General features: G+C 73.4%; 14 protein-coding genes and 1 other RNA gene. 3 read left to right on the forward strand and 12 right to left on the reverse strand.

Features of this window, described 5'->3' with window-relative positions:
• Positions 1 to 29 precede the first annotated feature (29 nt).
• On the reverse strand, positions 30 to 1,385 hold the full coding sequence (locus ACH414_RS07310) for a nitrate/nitrite transporter (protein ID WP_398941082.1): 1,356 nt from the start codon (positions 1,383 to 1,385) through the stop codon (positions 30 to 32).
• 118 nt (positions 1,386 to 1,503) lie between these two features.
• Positions 1,504 to 2,487, reverse strand: coding sequence for a LysR family transcriptional regulator (locus tag ACH414_RS07315; protein WP_398941084.1), 984 nt, complete (start codon positions 2,485 to 2,487; stop codon positions 1,504 to 1,506).
• A gap of 83 nt (positions 2,488 to 2,570) precedes the next feature.
• Here ACH414_RS07315 and ACH414_RS07320 point away from each other — a divergent pair, with 83 nt between their 5' ends.
• Complete coding sequence (locus ACH414_RS07320; RefSeq protein ID WP_398941085.1) at positions 2,571 to 3,764, forward strand: MFS transporter; 1,194 nt, start codon at positions 2,571 to 2,573, stop codon at positions 3,762 to 3,764.
• A gap of 19 nt (positions 3,765 to 3,783) precedes the next feature.
• Here ACH414_RS07320 and ACH414_RS07325 read toward each other — a convergent pair whose 3' ends face one another.
• The 6 genes from ACH414_RS07325 to ftsE form a co-directional block, all read right to left on the reverse strand.
• A complete protein-coding gene (locus ACH414_RS07325; protein ID WP_386564759.1) occupies positions 3,784 to 4,875 on the reverse strand; it encodes a hypothetical protein in 1,092 nt (363 codons plus the stop codon).
• A 162-nt stretch (positions 4,876 to 5,037) separates the two neighbouring features.
• Positions 5,038 to 5,406, reverse strand: a transfer-messenger RNA (tmRNA) gene (gene ssrA / locus ACH414_RS07330).
• A gap of 85 nt (positions 5,407 to 5,491) precedes the next feature.
• Positions 5,492 to 6,028: an SsrA-binding protein SmpB gene (smpB, locus tag ACH414_RS07335; RefSeq protein ID WP_382536005.1), complete on the reverse strand. Its 537-nt coding sequence runs from the start codon at positions 6,026 to 6,028 to the stop codon at positions 5,492 to 5,494.
• A gap of 18 nt (positions 6,029 to 6,046) precedes the next feature.
• A complete protein-coding gene (locus ACH414_RS07340) occupies positions 6,047 to 7,219 on the reverse strand; it encodes a S41 family peptidase (RefSeq protein ID WP_386564762.1) in 1,173 nt (390 codons plus the stop codon).
• Between the two features lie 79 nt (positions 7,220 to 7,298).
• A complete protein-coding gene (gene ftsX / locus ACH414_RS07345) occupies positions 7,299 to 8,216 on the reverse strand; it encodes a permease-like cell division protein FtsX (protein ID WP_386564764.1) in 918 nt (305 codons plus the stop codon).
• A 21-nt stretch (positions 8,217 to 8,237) separates the two neighbouring features.
• The gene (gene ftsE / locus ACH414_RS07350; protein WP_046910798.1) at positions 8,238 to 8,927 is read right to left on the reverse strand and encodes a cell division ATP-binding protein FtsE; all 690 of its coding nucleotides are present in this window, start codon (positions 8,925 to 8,927) and stop codon (positions 8,238 to 8,240) included.
• Between the two features lie 226 nt (positions 8,928 to 9,153).
• On the opposite strand from ftsE, the gene ACH414_RS07355 reads away from it, so the two are divergent.
• Positions 9,154 to 9,339, forward strand: a complete 186-nt coding sequence (locus tag ACH414_RS07355; RefSeq protein WP_382536013.1) for a hypothetical protein — start codon at positions 9,154 to 9,156, stop codon at positions 9,337 to 9,339.
• A gap of 94 nt (positions 9,340 to 9,433) precedes the next feature.
• Here the strand turns inward: ACH414_RS07355 and ACH414_RS07360 are convergent, their stop codons facing one another.
• The 4 genes from ACH414_RS07360 to ACH414_RS07375 all read right to left on the reverse strand — a co-directional run bounded on the left by ACH414_RS07360 (position 9,434) and on the right by ACH414_RS07375 (position 15,096).
• Entirely contained in the window at positions 9,434 to 10,339 is a 906-nt protein-coding gene (locus ACH414_RS07360; protein WP_398941089.1) for an LPXTG cell wall anchor domain-containing protein, read from the reverse strand.
• A 387-nt stretch (positions 10,340 to 10,726) separates the two neighbouring features.
• On the reverse strand, positions 10,727 to 11,839 hold the full coding sequence (gene prfB, locus ACH414_RS07365) for a peptide chain release factor 2 (protein WP_382536028.1): 1,113 nt from the start codon (positions 11,837 to 11,839) through the stop codon (positions 10,727 to 10,729).
• Positions 11,840 to 11,898: 59 nt separating this feature from the next.
• Positions 11,899 to 13,134 (reverse strand): serine/threonine-protein kinase, encoded by a 1,236-nt coding sequence (locus tag ACH414_RS07370; RefSeq protein ID WP_382536030.1) that lies wholly within the window; start codon positions 13,132 to 13,134, stop codon positions 11,899 to 11,901.
• 228 nt (positions 13,135 to 13,362) lie between these two features.
• Positions 13,363 to 15,096, reverse strand: a complete 1,734-nt coding sequence (locus ACH414_RS07375; protein ID WP_382536033.1) for a serine/threonine-protein kinase — start codon at positions 15,094 to 15,096, stop codon at positions 13,363 to 13,365.
• A 506-nt stretch (positions 15,097 to 15,602) separates the two neighbouring features.
• Here ACH414_RS07375 and ACH414_RS07380 point away from each other — a divergent pair.
• On the forward strand, positions 15,603 to 19,217 hold the full coding sequence (locus tag ACH414_RS07380; protein ID WP_398941141.1) for an FtsK/SpoIIIE domain-containing protein: 3,615 nt from the start codon (positions 15,603 to 15,605) through the stop codon (positions 19,215 to 19,217).
• The last annotated feature ends 5 nt before the right edge of the window (positions 19,218 to 19,222 follow it).

The following is a 19,222-nucleotide window of genomic DNA, read 5'->3' on the forward strand; positions in this document are numbered from 1 at the left end:
TCGTTACGGGGGTGCGGGAGCACTGTGACTCACACCTCGGCGTAACCGAGCCGGGCCTGAGGGGCCTCGGCCGCGTCGACGCCGTCGGGCACGGCGACCGGCCGGCGAAGGTATACCGCCCAGGTCACCGCCATGCACACGGCGTAGAAGGCGAGGAAGGCGACGAAGGCGGCGGTGCCGCTGCCGACGCTCAGGAAGGACTGCCGGAAGGCCAGGTTGATGCCGAGGCCGCCGAGCGCGCCGACCGCGCCGATGAGCCCCATCGAGGCCCCGGAGAGGCGCCGTCCGTACGCCTCGGCCGCCTCGCCCGACAGGCCCCTCCGGCCCCCCTGCGCGAGGAAGATCGCCGGGATCATCTTGTACGTGGAGCCGTTGCCGAGCCCGCTGAGGGCGAAGAGCGCGATGAAGCCGACGAGGAACACGGTCAGCGAGGCGGCCGTGGACGCGTAGACCACGACGCCGGTGGCGGCGGCCATCGCGGCGAAGGTCGCGAGGGTGATGCGGGCGCCGCCGTACCTGTCGGCGAGCGCGCCGCCGAGCGGCCGGACCAGTGAGCCGAGCAGCGGACCGATGAAGGTGAGCGAGGCGGCCTGCAGCGGGGTGCGCCCGAACTGGGTCTGCAGGACCAGGCCGAAGGCGAAGCCGTAGCCGATGAAGGAGCCGAAGGTGCCGATGTAGAGGAAGGCCATGATCCAGGTGTGCCGGGAGGCCACGGCCTCCTTCACGGCTCCGGTGTCGTTCCTGACGGGGGCGAGGTTGTCCATGAAGAGCGCGGCGCACAGCGCGGCGACGACGATCAGCGGCAGGTAGACCCCGAGGACGATCCGCGGGTGCAGGGCGCCGGCGGTGCCGATGACGAGAAGGCCGACGAGCTGGACGACGGGGACGCCGATGTTGCCTCCGCCGGCGTTCAGGCCGAGCGCCCAGCCCTTCTTCCGGAGCGGGAAGAAGGCGTTGATGTTGGTCATGGAGGAGGCGAAGTTGCCGCCGCCGACCCCGGTGAGGGCGGCGACGAGCACAAAGGTGCCGTAGGAGGTGCCCGGCTCCATCACGGCGTAGGCGAGGCCCGTCGGCAGCAGCAGCAACAGGGCGCTGGCGATCGTCCAGTTGCGGCCGCCGAAGCGGGCGACGGCGAAGGTGTACGGGACCCGGACGAACGCGCCGACCAGGGTGGCGGTGGCGATCAGGAAGAACTTGCCGGCCGGGTCGATGCCGTAGCGCGGCCCCATGAAGAGGACCATGACGGACCACAGGCTCCAGACGGAGAAGCCGATGTGCTCGGCGAGCACGGAGAACCACAGGTTCCTGCGGGCGATCCGCTCGCCCCCTTCACGCCAGAAGGTCTCGTCCTCCGGCTCCCAGCGTTCGATCCACCGGCCGCCCATCTCGCCACCTCCACCGTGTCGGGCCCCTCGCGCGGGTGCTCGGGTCCCCTTGCGGCCGAGGCTAGGAAGGCCGCGTTTCAGGCCGGTGGCGGGAAGTGACGCCCGCGGAACCTTGCTCTCACCCGGAGCGCGGGGGTGCTGTGAGCGCCCCCAGCACCTCCCCGTCCGGCAGCCAGGAGCCGGCCGGGCGCTCGTACCAGCCCTCGGCGGCGGCGAGCTCGGCGGCGGCCCGGCGCAGGGCGTCGAGGCCGGGGTGGCGCAGCCCCTTGCGCCAGACGAGGCTGACCGGCGAGAGCGGGACGGGGTCGACGAGGGGCCGCAGGACGGTGCCCGGCATGGGCGGGAAATCGATTACGGCGAGCACCGGGGTGGGCGCCTTGGCCATGACCCGGCGGAACTCCTCCACCCCGACGACGAGCGGCGCGGGCGGGGCGACGCGGATGTCGTGGCCGGCGAAGAGCCGGGTGGCGAGATCGGTCCACTCGGGGGTACGGGCGTTGCCGGCGCCGGCGTAGACGGCACGGCCGGCGAGGGCGCCGAGCGGGACCTCGGGCAGCGCGGCGAGCGGGTCGTTCTCCGGGAGGAGCACGGCCATCGGCTCGTACCGCACGAACTGCGCCTCCACCCGGGCCCGCAGCACGGGCGCGAGCCCGCCGTAGCGCCCGAAGGAGGCGTCGAGGCGCCCGGCGGCGATCTCGTGGACGGCGCCGGTCAGGCCGCTCTCGTAGCGGGCCATCAGCTCCAGTTCCGGGGCGAGTTCGCGCGCGCGGCGCATCACGCGCTCGTGGCCGAGGCCCGCGCTGTTGAGGTCGACGAGGAGCGGGCGGGGCTCGCCGCGGAAGGCGTCGGCGAGTTCGTCGTACGCGGTGAGGACGCGGTGCGCGTACGGCAGGAGCCGCTCGCCCTCGGGGGTGAGGGCGACCTGACGGGTGGTGCGGACGAACAGCTCGCCGCCGAGCTCGCGTTCGAGCCGCCGGATGTCCCGGCTGAGGGCCTGCTGGGCGAGGTACAGGCGGGCGGCGGCGCGGGTGAAGTGGAGTTCCTCCGCGACCGCGACGAAGGCGCGCAGAAGCCGGGGGTCGAGGTCGCCTGGGGTGCTCACCCCCGCATTCAACAACACCGGTGCGTGAATCGGATCCGAACAGGTGTTGGACCGCCGCGGGCAGGTCGCCGGAACCTTGATCCATGCCACGAACGGACCTGACGCGGCCCCCCGCCGACCCCTATCTCCGCCTCTTCACGATCCCCGGCGCCCGCGCCTTCACCCTGGGCAATCTGATCGCCCGGCTGCCCATGGGCATGTTCAGCGTCAGCTCCGTCGTCATGATCGCCGGAGCGTACGGCTCCTACGCCCTCGCCGGCGCCGTCAGCGCGGCCGGTCTGGTGGCCGGGGCGCTGACCGCGCCCTGGATCGCCCGGCTGGTCGACCGCCACGGCCAGGCCCGCGTCGCGGTGCCCGCCACCGCGTGGGCGGTCCTCGGCCAGCTGACGCTGCTGCTCTGCGCCCACGCCCAGGCCCCCGCGTGGACCCTCTTCGCCGCCGTCACGGCCTCGGCGACCGCCCCCAACACCGGCGGCATGTCCCGCGCCCGCTGGGCCCACCTCCTGAAGGACGACCCGGACGCGCGGCACACCGCCAACGCCTTCGAGCAGGCCGCCGACGAGCTGTGCTTCATGCTCGGCCCGGTGCTGGCCGCCTTCCTGTGCTCGGCGCTGTTCCCGGAGGCGGGCACCCTGGTCGCCGCCGTCCTCTTCCTCACCGGCGTCCTGCTCTTCACGGCGCAGCGCGGCACCGAGCCCCCGGTCGCCCCGCGCACCGCGGCCGGCTCCCCGCTGCGGACGCCCGGCGTGCCGGCCCTGCTCGCGGTCTTCCTCGTCACGGGCGCGGTCTTCGGTTCGATGGAGGTGGTCACCCTCGCGTTCGTGGACGCCCCGGCGGCCGGACCGATCCTGGCCCTCCAGGCGGCGGGCTCCTGCGCCGCGGGCCTGGTCTACGGCCGCGCCCGCCGCTCGGCCGGGCTGGCGTCCTGCCTGGCGGTGATGGCGACGCTGATGGCCCTGCCCCTGCTCGCCGCCACGACCGGCCTGCTGCCCCTGCTGGCCTGCGCCCTGCTCGCCGCGGGCATGGCGATCGCCCCGACGATGCTCACCGGCATGGGCCTGATCCAGCGCCTCACCCCGACGGGGCAGCTCAACGAGGGCATGACCCTCGCGGTGACCGCGCTCCTCGGCGGCGTCGCGGCGGGGTCGGCCACCGGCGGCTGGCTCGTCGAGCACGCCCCGGCCACGGTGTACGGCTTCCTGGCGCCGCCCGCGGCGGCGGCCCTGGCGCTGCTGCTGTGCCTGACGGCCCGGGTGGGCCGCCAGGCACGGCGCTGATCAGGAGGCCGCGGCCCGGTCAGCTCTGCCGCAGCGGCCCCATCGGCACCGGGACGCCGAAGGCCGTGGCCCCCGCGCCGGCCCCGCCCTCGCAGCCGTCGGGCTCCTGGGTGCCGAGGCCGCGCGTCGAGGGCTTCTCGGCGGCCCAGAACATGTAGCCGAGCAGCCCGGCGGTCGTCCCGGCCCCGTTCGGCGCCGCGTTCCTGACCCAGTCGCCGGTCGCCTTCTGCAGCGAGTTCGCGAAGTCGGTGCACTCGGGCAGCGGGCTGCGCCCGTACGCGAGGTAGAGCCCGGCGGTGAACTTCGCGGGGGCGAGCGGCGCGACCGGCGGCGCGTACTGGGACTTGCCGTCGAGGTGCTCCTGCCAGTTGGCGATGTGGGTGCCCGCCGAGGCGGGACGGGCGGTGACCATGGCGTTGGCGTAGTCGAGCACCGGGGCGTCCGTGCGCAGCCAGTCGGCGGTGGCCTTGCGGTTGATGTCGATCAGCCACCGGTCGCCGGCGGCGGTGTCGATGGTGAGCCGTGCGGCCGGGTCCGCGCCGGAGGCGTCGTACGGATGGACGGCCCGGTAGGCGTCGATGAAGGACTGCAGCCCGGTCAGGTCGGGGCCGGTGTTCTGCTCGTAGTCGATCTCGATGCCGACACCGAGGTCGGCGGCGACTGCGGCGGCGTTCCGACCGAGCTGTCCGGCGTCCTCGGCGAGGGCGGCGTCCCAGGCGTCGGTGTAGGTGATGCCGCCGATGGAGAGCATCACGCGGATCCCGTGCGAGGTGAAGTACCGGACGATCTCGCGGGTCATGCCGGCGGGCACGCCGTCGACGGTCCCCGCGCCGGTGGTGCGGTGCAGCAGCTTGAGCGGGTCGACGAAGCTGAGCACGACGAGGTTGACGGAGGGCCGCCCGTCGCCGCGGTCGATGATCCAGTGGTTCCTGGAGTCGAACTCGGCGACGGTACGGGGGGTGCTCCAGGTGCAGTAGTCGTCGCCGCAGTGCCAGGCGCCGTAGACCTGGACGGGCGCGGCGGCGGTCGCGGGCACGCCGCCGGTGGGGACGAGGAGGGCGAGGAGCAGGAGCAGGACCGCGAGGGATCTGTGGCGCACAGCGGGACGCATGCGTACCTCCGGGGATGCCGTGGCGTGGGGGGGGCGGCGTGCGCAGGCTGTCAGGTCCAGACCAAGTCGGCAAGAGGGCGCGGGCGCCGGACCCGAAGACGTACGGGCATGACAAAGGCCCGGCGGTCGCGAACGACCACCGGGCCCGTGCCCACATGGGATGAGTGGAGATGGCGGGAATCGAACCCGCGTCCAACGGTGCGGAACCAGGGCTTCTCCGTGTGCAGTCTGGTACGAGTTTCTCAGCCCTCCGGATCACCCAGACAAGTCCGGAACGGGCTCAGTCACTGTTTGATTTCCCTCTTCACCCCGTGACCGGGATCAAGGTTTAGTTCCCTAGATGATGCCAGGATCCGGGTCGGGAACAGCCCCGGGCTGACACTTCGCAAGTCGCTACTTAGGCAGCGAGGGCGAAGGAATCGCGCTTGGTGTTGGCGATTATTGGTTTCGGCGCATGGTTAACGAGATCATTGCCGCTTCCTCGACACGCTTCCCCTGCTTCGACATCCGCTGTCGAAACCGATCATCCCCATGTTGAATTGACAAATGAAGCACGCACCCTCGGTGAGGTGCTGCGCCCATGGTACGCGACCACGGGACGCCGTTGCCAGCGCATTTAACGCTCGCGGTCCCGCTGCCGGCGGCGCGCCGCCGCGATGGCCCGGTTGGTCTCGCGGGTGTCCTGCTGCTCCCGCAGGGTCTGCCGCTTGTCGTACTCCTTCTTGCCCTTGGCGAGCGCGATCTCGCACTTCACCCGGCCGCCCAGGAAGTACAGGGAGAGGGGCACGATCGTGTGACCCGTCTCCGAGGCCTTCTGCTCCAGCTTGTCGATCTGCTCCCGGTGCAGCAGCAGCTTGCGCTTCCGCTTCGCCGAGTGGTTGGTCCAGCTGCCCTGCATGTACTCGGGCACGTGGATGTTGTAGAGCCAGGCCTCGTGGCCCTCGATCTGCACGAAGCCGTCGACGAGCGACGCCCGGCCCATCCGCAGCGACTTCACCTCGGTGCCCATGAGCACCACACCGCACTCGTAGGTGTCGAGGATGTGGTAGTCGTGCCGCGCCTTCTTGTTCTGCGCGATGAGCTTGCGCTCCGGCCCCTTGTCCTGGTTCTTCTTCGCAGGCTTGCCCTGCACGTTGACGAGTCCCTTTGCCATAGTGCGGTCATTTTCGCACTACGAGGCCCCTCCGAGGCCACTCAATACCGTACGGGCCCGCTCCTCGGCCCGGTCGCCGACCGTCAGGTCCGGGGTGATCCCCCGCCCGTCGACCGCGTGCCCGGCGGGCGTGCGGTAGTGCCCGACGGTGAGCTCGGCGACGGAGCCGTCCGGCAGCGCGCTCGGCATCTGCACCGAGCCCTTGCCGAAGGTGCGGGAGCCGACCGTGACGGCCCGGCCGCGGTCCTGCAGGGCGCCGGTCAGCAACTCGGCCGCGCTCATCGTGCCGCCGTCCACCAGCGCGACCAGGGGGCGCGCGGTGTCGCCGCCGCCCTCCGCGTACACCGCGCGCTGCTCGCCGTCCACGTCGTACGTGGCGACGAGACCGCCGTCGAGGAAGGCGGAGGCGGCGACCGCGGCCTCCGCGAGCAGCCCGCCGGCGTTCCCGCGCAGGTCGAGCAGGACCCCGGCACCGCGCGGCGCGGCCCGCACCGCCGCCTTGACCCGCTCCCCCGTGCCCTTGGTGAAGGCGGCCACCCTGATCAGGACGGCGCCGTCGTCGAGGCGGCGGACGGTGACGGGGTCGGTGGCGAGCCGGGCCCGGCGCAGGGTCTGCGTCCAGGAGGCCCGGCCGCGCTCGACGCCGAGGGTGACGGCGGAGCCGGAGACGCCGTCGCCGCGCAGCAGCGAGACGACCTCGGAGACGGACAGGGCCGAGACCGCCCGCCCGTCGACGGAGACGAGCCGGTCACCGGTGCGCAGCCCGGCGGCCGCGGCGGGCCCGCCCGGCTGCACCCGGCTGACCTCGACCCGGCCGCGGGCGACCCTGCGGGCGGAGAGCCCGACACCGGTGTAGACGCCGTCGAGGGCCTGCTCGAACTCGGCGTACTCGTGCTTGTCGTAGACCGCCCCCCAGCGGTCGCCGCTGCGGCTGACGAACTCCTCGGCGGCCTTCTTCCCGGACTTGCCGTCGGCGACGGCCTCCGCGGCGGCCCGGGCGAGCGCGGCCCGGTCGACGGGCGCCCGGCTCACCGCGGGCGCGGGCACGAACTCCCGCGCGTGCTCCCGCCGCGGCAGCGAGCCGGTGGCCGCGGCCGTACCGAGCACACCGGCGAAGACCAACGTCAGAGCGGCCCCACGGAGGACTCCGCGGGGCCGTCGACAGAACTCGGGGCCGGCACCGGCACGCATGTCGCCCACTCTAGGACAAGCCGATGGCGCCGTACGGCTGTTGGCCGGACGGCGCCATCGGCTTGGTGCGAGTGGACCGTCACACCTTGAGGTACTTGCGCAGCGCGATGAAAGCGGCAAGGGCGGGCATGAGCAGCCCCACCGCGATGACGAGCGGCAGCTTGGACAGCACCGCGTCCCATCCGATGAAGTTGACCAGCTGCATCTTGTCGGCGAGCGCGAGGCCGTGGTCGATCAGGAAGTAGCGCCCGACCAGCAGCATCACCGAGGCGACGGCGCCGCCCAGGAGACCGGCGAAGGCGGCCTCCATGATGAACGGCATCTGGATGTAGAAGTTGGTGGCGCCGACCAGCCGCATGATGCCGGTCTCGCGCCGTCGGCTGAAGGCGGAGACGCGCACCGTGTTGACGATGAGGATGAGCGCGATGACGAGCATCAGGGCCATCACGTACAGCGCGACGACGTTCATGCCGTTCATCAGGTCGAACAGGTTCTGCAGGATGCCCCGCTGGTCCTGGACGGACTCGACGCCGTCCCGGCCGGCGAAGGCGGTCGCGACGACCTTGTACTTCTCCGGGTCCTTGAGCTTGACCCGGAAGGACTCCTGCATCTGGTCCGGCGTCACGACCGAGGCGATGGCCGTGTCGCCGTACTGCTCCTTGTAGTGCTTGTAGGCCTCGTCGGCGGTCTCGTGGTGGACCGTCTCGACGATGTCCATCTTCTTCAGATCGCCCTCGATCTGCTCCTTCTGCTGCGCGGTGACGGCGCCCTTGGCGCACTTGGGCGAAGTGGCCCCGTCGCTCTTGTTGCAGAGGAAGATGGAGACGTTGACCTTGTCGTACCAGTAGTCCTTCATCGTGCTGACCTGCTCGCGCATGAGCAGGGCGCCGCCGAAGAGGGCGAGCGAGAGGGCCACGGAGACGACGACGGCGAAGGTCATCGTCAGATTGCGCCGGAGACCGACCCCGATCTCGGACAGAACGAACTGAGCGCGCATGTGTCTAAGTCCCCCGCCGGCTCAGTGCTGGTAACCGTAGACGCCGCGCGCCTGGTCACGGACGAGGCGGCCCTTTTCGAGCTCGATGACGCGCTTGCGCATCTGGTCGACGATGTTCTGGTCGTGGGTCGCCATGACGACGGTGGTCCCTGTCCTGTTGATGCGGTCGAGCAGCTTCATGATGCCGACGGAGGTCTGCGGGTCGAGGTTGCCGGTGGGCTCGTCGGCGATCAGCAGCATCGGCCGGTTGACGAAGGCGCGCGCGATGGCGACGCGCTGCTGCTCACCACCGGACAGCTCGCCCGGCATGCGGTCCTCTTTTCCGCCGAGACCGACCAGGTCGAGCACCTGGGGCACGGCCTTGCGGATCTCGCCGCGGGGCTTGCCGATGACCTCCTGGGCGAAGGCCACGTTCTCGGCGACGGTCTTGTTCGGCAGCAGCCGGAAGTCCTGGAACACGGTCCCCAACTGGCGCCGCATGTGCGGCACCTTCCAGTTGGAGAGCCGTGCCAGGTCCTTGCCCAGCACGTGCACCTGCCCCTGACTGGTGCGCTCCTCGCGCAGGATCAGACGCAGGAAGGTCGACTTTCCGGAGCCGGAGGAACCGACGAGGAAGACGAACTCCCCCTTCTCGATCTCCAGGGATACGTCCCGGAGCGCGGGGCGGTTCTGCTTCGGATAGGACTTGGAGACATTGTCGAATCGGATCACGGATGCACCACGGTCGGCCGGGAGTAGGTGTGCGTGACCATACGCGAACGGGGATGGCCCGCGCAGTCGCGGTCCTGACTTGTGTGGTTTATCCTTTTCGCCCCTCGGGAGTGCTCCCGCGGGACGCGCCGAAAACCTCCGGAGCTGGCAGAGTGGTAGGGGAACGTCCGGAACACCCGGACCGTTCTCCTTGTACAAGGATCCCTGCGCGGGAGGAGGAGAGCGCATGACCTATGACCGACTGGTGTGCGCCAACTGCGCGGCCCCCGTCGCAGAGGGCCGCTGCCCCGTCTGCCGCGCGAACCGAGAGCGCCTGCCGCAGCCGACCGGCCTGACGCCGGCGATGCTGCTCACCCTGGTGATCGCCCTGGTGGCGACGATGGCGCTGCTGGCGGCGCTGCGCGGCGCGTAGGGGCGCGCACGCGAGCCGGAGAGAGCCGACGGGGAAGGGCCGGGGGTACGAGACCCCCGGCCCTTCTCACGCGCTCAGGCGCCTAGCCACGCCCTCAGACGGCGGCGCGGCCGCCACCCACGAGACGCGGCAGCATACGGAAGCCGATGCCACCGGCGATCATGGTCGCCGCACCGATGATCAGGAACGAGGTCTCGGCGGCGCCGGTCTCGGCCAGCTCCTCCTTGGCCTTGCCCTGCTCGACGGGCTGCGAGCCGGCGTTGTTGGTGCCGGGGTTGTTGTCCACGCACTCGGCACCATCGAGGTCGACGGTGCAGGTACCGGCGCCGCCGGTGGAGCCACCCGTGGAGCCACCCGTGGTGGCGGAGCCGCCGGTGGTCGAGGAGCCGCCGGTGGTGGACGAACCGCCGGTGGTCGAGGTGCCACCGTTGTTGCCGGTACCGCCGTTGTTGCCGGTACCGCCGTTGTTGCCCGTGCCACCGTTGTTCCCGGTGCCACCGTTGTTGCCCGTGCCACCGTTGTTCCCGGTGCCACCGTTGTTGCCCGTGCCACCGTTGTTGCCCGTGCCACCGTTGTTGCCGGTGCCACCGTTGTTGCCCGTGCCACCGTTGTTGCCGGTGCCACCGTTCTCAGTGCCACCGTTCTCGGTACCACCGTTCTCGGTACCACCGTTCTCGGTACCACCGTTCTCAGTGCCACCGTTCTCAGTGCCACCGTTCTCAGTGCCACCGTTCTCAGTGCCACCGTTCTCAGTGCCACCGTTCTCAGTGCCACCGTTCTCGGTACCACCGTTCCCAGTGCCACCGTTCTCGGTACCACCGGACTGGCAGAGGGTCGGGTCGATCTCGCAGGTGGGCGGCTCGTCGCCGTTGACCTCTGCGGTGAAGCCGATGTTCACGCCCACGGCCTGCGCGGCGCCGGCCGCGGTGAGCGAGGCTCCGGCGGCGATCACGGCACTGGCCGCGATCCGCGCGACACGGACCCGCGTCTTCTTCGTCATCTGGCTGCTACCCCCAGTAGCTCATCTCGTCTGTAGAGCTGCGCTCGGGGCTCGGACACTGGGCGCGGTCGAAGCTCGCTGGACCTGCCCCCGTTCACACGCGCCCCAGTTACACGCATGCCGCCTGCCACCTTTCCGAGTTTCCGAAAAGCAGTCAAGGTCGTTGCGCGTGCGATGCCCGAAAGATCATTAATTGCCCAGCATGCGGCGATGCAACTGTGACGTAAACCCGGAACTCCCGCTGCCACCCGGCCGGTTCCCATGTCGACAAAGCGTCAGGAAGGGCGCTCTTCCGCTTGCTCTCGCGAATCCCTCCCCGACGACACGGGGCCCCGCTCGATCGTCGAGCGGGGCCCCGTGGGCGGAGAGAAGGGGAGGGGAAGCGGACTACTCCGCCGTCTCCTGCTGCTTGCGCCAGCGGATGCCCGCCTCCAGGAAGCCGTCGATCTCGCCGTCCAGGACGGCCTGCGGGTTGCCGACCTCGAACTCCGTGCGGAGGTCCTTGACCATCTGGTACGGGTGGAGGACGTACGAACGCATCTGGTTGCCCCAGGAGCTGCCGCCGTCGCCCTTGAGCGCGTCCATCTTGGCGCGCTCCTCCTGGCGCTGACGCTCCAGGAGCTTGGCCTGGAGGACGTTCATGGCGCTCGCCTTGTTCTGGATCTGGGAGCGCTCGTTCTGGCAGGAGACCACGATGCCGGTCGGGATGTGCGTGATGCGCACCGCGGAGTCGGTCGTGTTGACGCCCTGGCCGCCGGGGCCGGAGGCGCGGTACACGTCGACGCGGAGGTCCGAGTCGTCGATCTCGACGTGGTCGGAGGACTCGACGACCGGGAGGATCTCGACGCCCGCGAACGAGGTCTGGCGACGGCCCTGGTTGTCGAAGGGCGAGATGCGCACCAGGCGGTGGGTGCCCTGCTCGACGGAGAGGGTGCCGTAGGCGTACGGGGCCTTGACCACGAAGGTCGTGGACTTGATGCCGGCCTCTTCCGCGTACGAGGTCTCGTAGACCTCCGTCGAGTAGCCGTGGCGCTCGGCCCAGCGCAGGTACATGCGCTGGAGGCGCTCGGCGAAGTCGGAGGCGTCGACGCCACCGGCCTCGGCGCGGATGTTGACCAGCGCCTCGCGCTCGTCGTACTCGCCGGAGAGGAGGGTGCGGACCTCCATCTCGTCGAGCGCCTTGCGGACGGCCGCCAGCTCGGTCTCGGCCTCGGCCCGGGTGTCCGGGTCGTCCATCTCCTCGGCGAGCTCGAACAGCACCGCGAGGTCGTCGATGCGGCTGCGCAGCGCCTCGGTCTTGCGCACCTCGGCCTGGAGGTGCGACAGCTTGCTGGTGATCTTCTGCGCCGCCTCGGGGTCGTCCCAGAGGGACGGGGCCGCGGCCTGCTCTTCGAGCACGGCGATGTCTGCCCTCAACTTCTCGAGGTCCAGAACGGCCTCGATCGACCCCATGGTCGAGGAGAGGGACTTCAGCTCTTCGGATACATCGACGACTGCCACGCGTCCAGCGTAACGGCTCCGGGCCGGGAGCCGGACCTAGGTCGGCCGCCTGTGGACGCCTACGGCTGTGACGACTGCTTCGAGTCCTGGGGCGGCGTGTCCGCGTCGCCCGAAACCGCCAGGTAGCCGCCCGCCCCCAGCGCGCCCGCCAGGACGACCGCGGCCACCGTGATGGTGATCCGGCGCTTGCGCACCGTCTCCGCCTTGTGCCGGGCCGAGCCGGGTCGCCGCGCGCTCGCCGAGCGGGGCGCGCGGGCGGTGCCCAGCGGGCCGCCGGACAGCTCGTCCGGGCCGGGGACCCGCATGGAGGTGTGCGTGTCGCGGTTGGAGTCGGGCGAGGCGCCGGGGACGAGGGGGACGGCCGCCCGGCGCGGGGCCGGCTCGCCCGTGCCCGTGGGGTACGGGTCCTCCTCGTACGCGGGCTCCGCCGCCGGGTCCGCGTCGGGCTCGTCCACGTCGAGCGGCGGGATGCCCTTGAGCAGCGGCAGCACGTCCCGCAGCCGGGTGCCCAGCTCCGAGGCGCGCAGCCGGGAGGCGGGGGCCTTGGCGAGGCACTGGACGATCAGCTGCCACAGCTCCTCGGGGATGCCGGGCAGCGGGACGACCGTCTCGGTGACGTGGCGGCGCAGCACCGCGCCGGGGTGACCGCCGCCGAACGGGGTGAAGCCCGCCAGCAGCTCGTACAGGACCGTCGCGAGGGCGTAGATGTCGACGGCGGCGCGCGGCGGCAGGCCCTCGACGATCTCGGGGGCGAGGTAGTCGGGGGTGCCGATGATCCGGGTGGCCTTGGTGCGGCCGGGGGTGTCGATCAGCTTGGCGACGCCGAAGTCGGTGAGGAGGGCGGGGTGCGCGCCGCCGGGGCCGAGCGGGCCCTCCATGTCGAGCAGGATGTTCTCGGGCTTCACGTCCCGGTGGACGACCCCGGCCTTGTGGGCGGCGGCGAGCCCGTCGGCGACGTCGGCGATGATCGCGACGGCTGCCTCGGGCGCGAGCCGGCGTTCCCGGTCGAGGCGGGTGCGCAGGTCGGTGCCGCGGACGAGGTCCATGACGAGCGCGAGGTCGTTGCCGTCGACGACGAGGTCGCGGACGGAGACGACGTGCGGGTGGTCGAGCCCGAGCAGCGCGGTGCGCTCCTGGACGAAGCGGCCGACGAGCTCCTGGTCGGAGGCGAGGTCCTCGCGCAGCAGTTTGATGGCGACGGGGCCCTCGGGGCCCTCGCCGAGCCACACCGTGCCGGCGCTGCCCCGCCCGAGGATCTGGTGGGCCGTGTAGCGGCTGCCGATATTCCGTGCCAAGACTGCTCCCTCAGCGGCTGCGGTTCGCGTCAAAGTTACGCGTCCGAGGGCGCCCACCGGCACTTCCGAGGGGAAATCACCCCTCGGAAGTCGACAAAGAGACAGGGCGAGTGCTTCTTGAGGGCTCTCGGCCGGCCCGTACCGCCGGTTACCGGCCCGCGCCGTGCGTCACCGACCCGCGCCGTCCGTCAGCGGCCCGCGCGGTCCGTCACTGCCCCGTGCCGTCCGTCACTGCCCCGTGCCGCCGGTCGTACCGCCGCCCGTCGACTCGCCGATCGACGACACCCAGTCCGAGATCGAGGTGATCGCGTCGCCGATCGCCTGCCAGTAGCCCTTGCCCTGGGCGACCCAGTCCTGGAGCGGGGTCAGCTCCCAGATGAGCCAGCCCGCGACCACGAACAGCACGATCGTGAACAGACAGCCTTTGAGGCAGCCCAGGCCGGGGATCCGCATCGGGTTGGCGCTGCGCTGGCGCGGCGGGCGCGGCTCGCGCGGGGCCGGGGCGGGCGGCGGGGACTGCGGCGGCGCGTACTGCTGCTGCTGCGGTTGCGGCGCGTACTGCTGCCGCTGCGGGGGCTGCTGGGCGTACGGCTGGGGCGCCTGCTGCCGGTACGGCTGGGGCTGCCCCGGCGGCCGCTGCGGCTGCTGGTACGGCTGCGGGGGCCGCTGCTGGTACTGCGGGGGCTGCGGGGGCTGCGGCTGGCGCTGCGGGCGGCGGCGCAGCGGGTCCTGGCTCGGGTCCAGGTACTGCACCTGCGTCTGCTCGTTGCGGTCGCGGACCGCGCGCAGCTGGCTCTCCCAGGGGTGCGGCTCGTCGTTCTGCGGGGAGGCCTGCGGCGGCTGCGGCGGTACGGGGGGCATGACCGCGGTCGGGTCGGCCGCCCCGGTCGCCGGGAGCACCGCCGTCGGGTCCGCCGCGCCGGCGGGGCCGGTGGTCGGCAGCATGCTGGTCGGCGCCGCCGGGTCGTACTGCCCGGCTCCGGCGCCGCCGGGCAGCACCTGGGTCGCGCCGGCCGGGTCCACGCCCGGGGTCTGCGGGACCGGCGCGGGGGCCGGGTCGGGGGCGAGCAGGGCGCCGACGCCGTCCGCCGCCTCGATCTGCGCGGGGGTGGCGTGCACACCGATGCCGGCGGCGACCGTGCGCAGGCCGCGGGCCAGGTTCTCGGCGCTGGGGCGCCGGTCCGGGTCCTTGCTCAGGCAGCGCTCTATCACCGTCCACAGCGGCCCGGGCACGGTCGAGGGGCGGCGCGGCTCCTCGCTCAGGTGCCGGTGCAGGACCTCAAGGGCGGTGCCGCCGGCGAACGGCGGGCGGCCGGTGACCAGCTCGTAGAGCAGGATGCCGGCGCCGTAGACGTCGACGGCGGAGGTCTGCGGGCGGCCCTCGGCGGACTCGGGGGCGACGTACGCGGGCGTGCCGACGAACTCGTGGGTGCGGGTCAGGCCCGGGGAGTCGGCGAGCCGCGCGATGCCGAAGTCGGTCAGCATCGGGAACATGGCGCCGTCCCGCTCGGCGAGCAGCACGTTGGCGGGCTTGAGGTCGCGGTGGACGACGCCGTCGGCGTGGCTCGCGGCGAGGGCGTCGGCGATCTGCGCGGTCAGCAGCGCGGCGGCGACCGGGGTGAGCGGGCCGTTCTCGCGGATGTAGCGGTGCAGGTCGGGGCCCTCGACGAGGTCCATCACCAGGGCGAGGACATCGCCCTCCACGACGAGGTCGCGGGTGCGCACGATGTTGGGGTGGGTCAGCCGCAGCAGCACGGACCGCTCGCGCAGGAAGCGCATCACGATGTCCGCGTCGTTGGCGAGCTCCTCCTTGAGGACCTTGATCGCGACGGTCTCGCCGGGCTGGCCGGGCACGGCCGCCTCGGCGCCGGCCGCCTCCCTCTGGCGGGCTCGCCAGACGGTGCCCGTGGCGCCGCGGCCGAGCGGCTCCTCGAGCAGGTACTTGCTGCCGATAGGCCGCACGTCACGCGCTCCCTGCTGATCGTGGTCCCGGGGTGGGCCCCGGATGGTCCCGGGACGACCCCGGGGTGGCCCCGCGGGGTCCCGGGGTGGTGGTCCGTTCTGTGGCCCGTTTCCGTGACCCGTTGTGTTCTGTGACCCGTCCGGGTGTCCGACCCACTTTAGTGCCGCCGAACGGGTCATCGACCGTGCCCGGGAGGGCGTATTCCGGCGGGGGTCCTGTCCGGAACGAAGACGCCCGGTACGCGGCGGAGGTTGCCGGAAGCGACGCGAGACATACGCAACCAGGCGTTTTCGCGTCGCCGGACGACCGAACAAGATCACTTCTGGGCGACCCGTGGGCGTGTTGTCAGCGGCAGGTGCGAGGATGCGTACAGCACGTCGTGTCGAGGGTCGGGAGCCCTCGCTCCGTGCCGACCTGTACCGGACGACGCGTCCGTGCCGGGTGGGGGGAGTCAGTGGGCAGTTCCCCTGCCGGGCGCGCCGCGCAGAAGGGACCGCTGACGGCGATGCAGATCCGGCTGACCGTCCTCGCGCCGCACGCCGGCCACGGCGTCGGGCGCGCCTGCGACGTGCTCGTCACCGCCCCCGCGGGGACCGAGCTGGCCGCCGTGGCCTCCTCGCTCGCCGCGGCCGCCTCGGGCCCGGACACCTCCTCCTCCGGCACGACCGTGCTCTACGCGGGCGCGGAGCGGCTCGACACCCGGCGCTGCGTGCTCGGCGAGCCGCCGCTCGTGGACGGAGCGGTGCTCTCCCTCCAGGTCCCCGGCCCGGACGACCGGATAGGCGAGGGCGCGGCGGCCCGGCTGCACGTGGTGGCCGGTCCGGACGCGGGCGGGGTGCACCTGCTGCACGGCGGGGCGATCAGAATCGGCCGTTCCGTGGACGCGGACGTGCCGCTCGACGACCCGGACGTCTCCCGGGCCCACTGCACGGTGACGGTCGGCCCCGACGGCCGCGTCACCGTCACCGACCACGGTTCCACCAACGGGACGACGCTCGACGGCGCCCCGGTCGGCCCGCAGCCCGTCCGCTTCCCGCCGGGCGCCGTGCTGCGCGTCGGCGAGTCGGCGCTCCGCCTGACCGGCGCGGGCGCCGGGGACGGCGGGGACGGCGCCGGCACCCTCCCCACCACCCCGGACGGCGAGGGCCACCTGCGCATGCGGCGCGAAGGCGACCCGGCCGCTTCGGACGGCGGTCCGGGCGGCGCCGCGGGACAGGGGTCGCGCCCCATGCCGTACGCACCGCACCCCGGAACGGGGACGGGGCAAGGAACGGGAACGGGGCAGGGGCAGGGGCCTGGGCCGGGGACGGGAGCCGGCACGCGAGCCGGTTCGGTCTCCGACGAGGCCGCCTACGGCGGCGCCCGCGGCATCGCCGTAGGCAGCTCCGGCTCCTCCGAGGGTCACGCCCGCGCCCAGGAGCTCCCGGAGTCCGACGGCGAGACCGAGATCGAGGCGCACAGCAGGACCCGCCAGACCCGCAGACGCGGGCTCGGGGCGTGGGCCCGGCGTCTCGCGGGCGGCAAGGACGGCGCGCAGGGCGGCGAGACCGGCGAGTACGGCGTGGCACCGGTGCCCGCCTTCGCCGAGACCCGGCCCGGCTCCCTGCCCGGCACCGCGGCGGCCGGGCCCGCACCCTCGCCCGACAGCTGGCCCGACCCGGCCGCCGTGCTCCTCACCGCGCTCGGCCCCGGCCGGCGCCTGTGGGAGCGGGGGCTGGAGCACCCCGAGGCCCTGGTGGTCCGGCTCGGTACGACGGACCGGGCCGAGCTGTCCGGGGTGCCCGTCACGGTGGGGCTGCGCGAGGCCGGTTCGCTGGGGCTCGCCGGTCCGGGCGGGCGGCTCGCCGGTCTGGCCCGCTCGGTGGTCGCCCAGCTGGCCGCCCTGCACTCCCCCGGCGACCTGGAGATCGTGCTGGTCAGCGCCGACCGGAACCGCTCCCTGGAGGAGCGGCGCCGGGCCTGGGGCTGGCTCGGCTGGCTCCCGCACGTGCGGCCGGCCCACGGCCAGGACTGCCGGCTGCTCCTCGCGTACGACCGCGAGCAGGCGCAGGCGCGGCTGACCGAGCTCACCCGGCGCCTGGACGACGGCCCGCTCGGCACGGGCTGGCCCAGCGCCGACCGGGCGACGGTCGCGGAGGCCGCCGCGCGGCACACGGGGCCCGCGACGGTCGTGATCATGGACGGCGACCCGGGCTCGGCCGCGCTGCGCGAGACGGCGGCACGGCTCGCCGGGGCGGGTGCGGCGGCCGGGATCCATCTGATCTGCCTCGCCGAGGCGCCGTCCGCCTCCCCCGCCTCTCCGGTGGCGGCGACGTACGAGGAGGCCTGCGCGGCCTCGTTCGCGTTCCGCGAGTGCGGGGCGGCGGCGCTGCTGAGCGGTGACGTGGCGACGGCGCTGCGGCTGCTGCGCACGGCCGGCGGCCGGGTCGCGGGACACGGCACGGTCGGTGTCGTGGACGCGGTGTCGGTGGCGTGGGCCGAGCGGTTCGGACGGGCGCTCGCCCCCTTGCGCACGGAGACGGCGGCGGGCACGGGCCAGGGGCGGGCCGCCGCGCTGCCGCCCTCGGCCCGGCTCCTGGACGAGCTGGGCCTCGCCCGGGCCACCCCCGCGTCCCTGATGGCGCGCTGGGCGTCGGCCGCGGACGGCACGGCGGTCCTGGGCGCGGGCCCGCGCGGGCCGGTGGCCGTGGACCTCACGGCCGAGGGCCCGCACCTGCTGATCGAGGGCCCCGCGGGCAGCGGCCGCACCGAACTGCTGCGCGCCATCGCGGCCTCCCTGGCGGCGGGCGGGCGCCCCGACAGGCTCGGGCTGCTCCTGGTCGACGGCGCGGGCGGCGAGCGCGGCGAGGGCCTCGCGGCCTGTACGGAGCTGCCGCACGTCACGGAGCACCTGGTGGCCTCGGACCCCGTGCGGATGCGGGAGTTCGCGCAGGCGCTGGGCGGCGAGCTGAAGCGCCGCGCGGAGCTGCTCGGCGACACCCACTTCGCGGACCGCCGCTCGGGCCGTCTGATCGGCCAGCGCTCGGCGAGCCCCGCCGAGTCCGTCGCCGCCTCCCCCCGCGCCACCACCCGCATCCCGGACGCCCGCACGGGCGGGGACACCCGCACGCCTCCCCCGGGCGCGGACCTCCTGGGCGACCGCCCCAGCACCCGCACCCCCTACACGGGCACCCACACCCCACCCCCCGGCTCCGACCTCCTCGCCGACCGCCCCAGCGGCCGCACCCTGCGCACCAACGGCGGCGAGCTGCCCGACACCCCCAGCGCGCGCACCCACCGCACAGGCGCGGGTCCGGGGGCGCACACCCCACCCCTCGGCGCGGACCTCCTCGCCGACCGCCCCAGCACCCGTACCCCCTACGGGGGCACCCACACCCCACCCCCCGGCTCCGACCTCCTCGGCGACCGCCCCAGCGGCCGCACCCTGCGCACCAACGGCGGCGAGCTGCCCGACACGCCGAGCGGGCGGCTGCCCCGGGCGAGTGTGGGCTCGGGCGCGCACACCCCGCCGCCCGGCTCCGGCGACCTCTCCTACTCCGCCGCGCCCGCGCCTGCGTCTTCGCAGGCCCCCGCGGAGGGTGCGGGCGCGCTGCCGCGGCTCGTCGTGCTCGTCGACGACTTCGACGCGCTGGTCGCGCCCGCGCTCGGTGCGCCGGGTCGCCCGGCGGCCGGGTCGGTGGTGCGGGCACTGGAGGCGGTCGCGCGGAGCGGGGCCCGGCTCGGCGTGCATCTGATCGCCGCGTCGGCGCGGCCGGACCGGACGGTGGACACGGAGCTGGCGCACGGCGCCCGGCTGCGGATCGTGCTCGACCCGCCGCCCGCCACCGCAGGACCCGACGAGCCGCAGCCGGGCCGCGGCCGCCTCGGCCACCCGGACGGCCGGGTGACGCCCTTCCAGACGGGCCGGGTCACCGGACGCATCCCGCGCACGGCGACCCTCCGACCGACGGTGGTCCCGCTGGAGTGGGAGCGGATGGGCGATCCCCCGACCCGCCGCCCGGTCCGCGAGCTGGGCAACGGCCCGACGGATCTGGCCCTGCTCGCCAGCGCCCTGGACCGTGCCGCCCGGTCCGTCGACGCCACTCCCGTACCACCGCTGACCTCCCCCACGCACGCCTGACGGCA

This window comes from Streptomyces sp. NPDC020422, assembly GCF_044386705.1.
Taxonomy (GTDB): Bacteria; Actinomycetota; Actinomycetes; order Streptomycetales; family Streptomycetaceae; genus Streptomyces.

Coding starts and splice junctions, on each gene's coding strand:
- ACH414_RS07380 (WP_398941141.1), top strand. CDS start 15,603: ATGCAGATCCGGCTGACCGTCCTCGCGCCGCACGCCGGCCACGGCGTC.
- smpB (WP_382536005.1), bottom strand. CDS start 6,028: ATGGCAAAGGGACTCGTCAACGTGCAGGGCAAGCCTGCGAAGAAGAAC.
- ACH414_RS07355 (WP_382536013.1), top strand. CDS start 9,154: ATGACCTATGACCGACTGGTGTGCGCCAACTGCGCGGCCCCCGTCGCA.
- ftsX (WP_386564764.1), bottom strand. CDS start 8,216: ATGCGCGCTCAGTTCGTTCTGTCCGAGATCGGGGTCGGTCTCCGGCGC.
- ACH414_RS07360 (WP_398941089.1), bottom strand. CDS start 10,339: ATGACGAAGAAGACGCGGGTCCGTGTCGCGCGGATCGCGGCCAGTGCC.
- ACH414_RS07310 (WP_398941082.1), bottom strand. CDS start 1,385: ATGGGCGGCCGGTGGATCGAACGCTGGGAGCCGGAGGACGAGACCTTC.
- ACH414_RS07325 (WP_386564759.1), bottom strand. CDS start 4,875: ATGCGTCCCGCTGTGCGCCACAGATCCCTCGCGGTCCTGCTCCTGCTC.
- ACH414_RS07340 (WP_386564762.1), bottom strand. CDS start 7,219: ATGCGTGCCGGTGCCGGCCCCGAGTTCTGTCGACGGCCCCGCGGAGTC.
- ACH414_RS07320 (WP_398941085.1), top strand. CDS start 2,571: ATGCCACGAACGGACCTGACGCGGCCCCCCGCCGACCCCTATCTCCGC.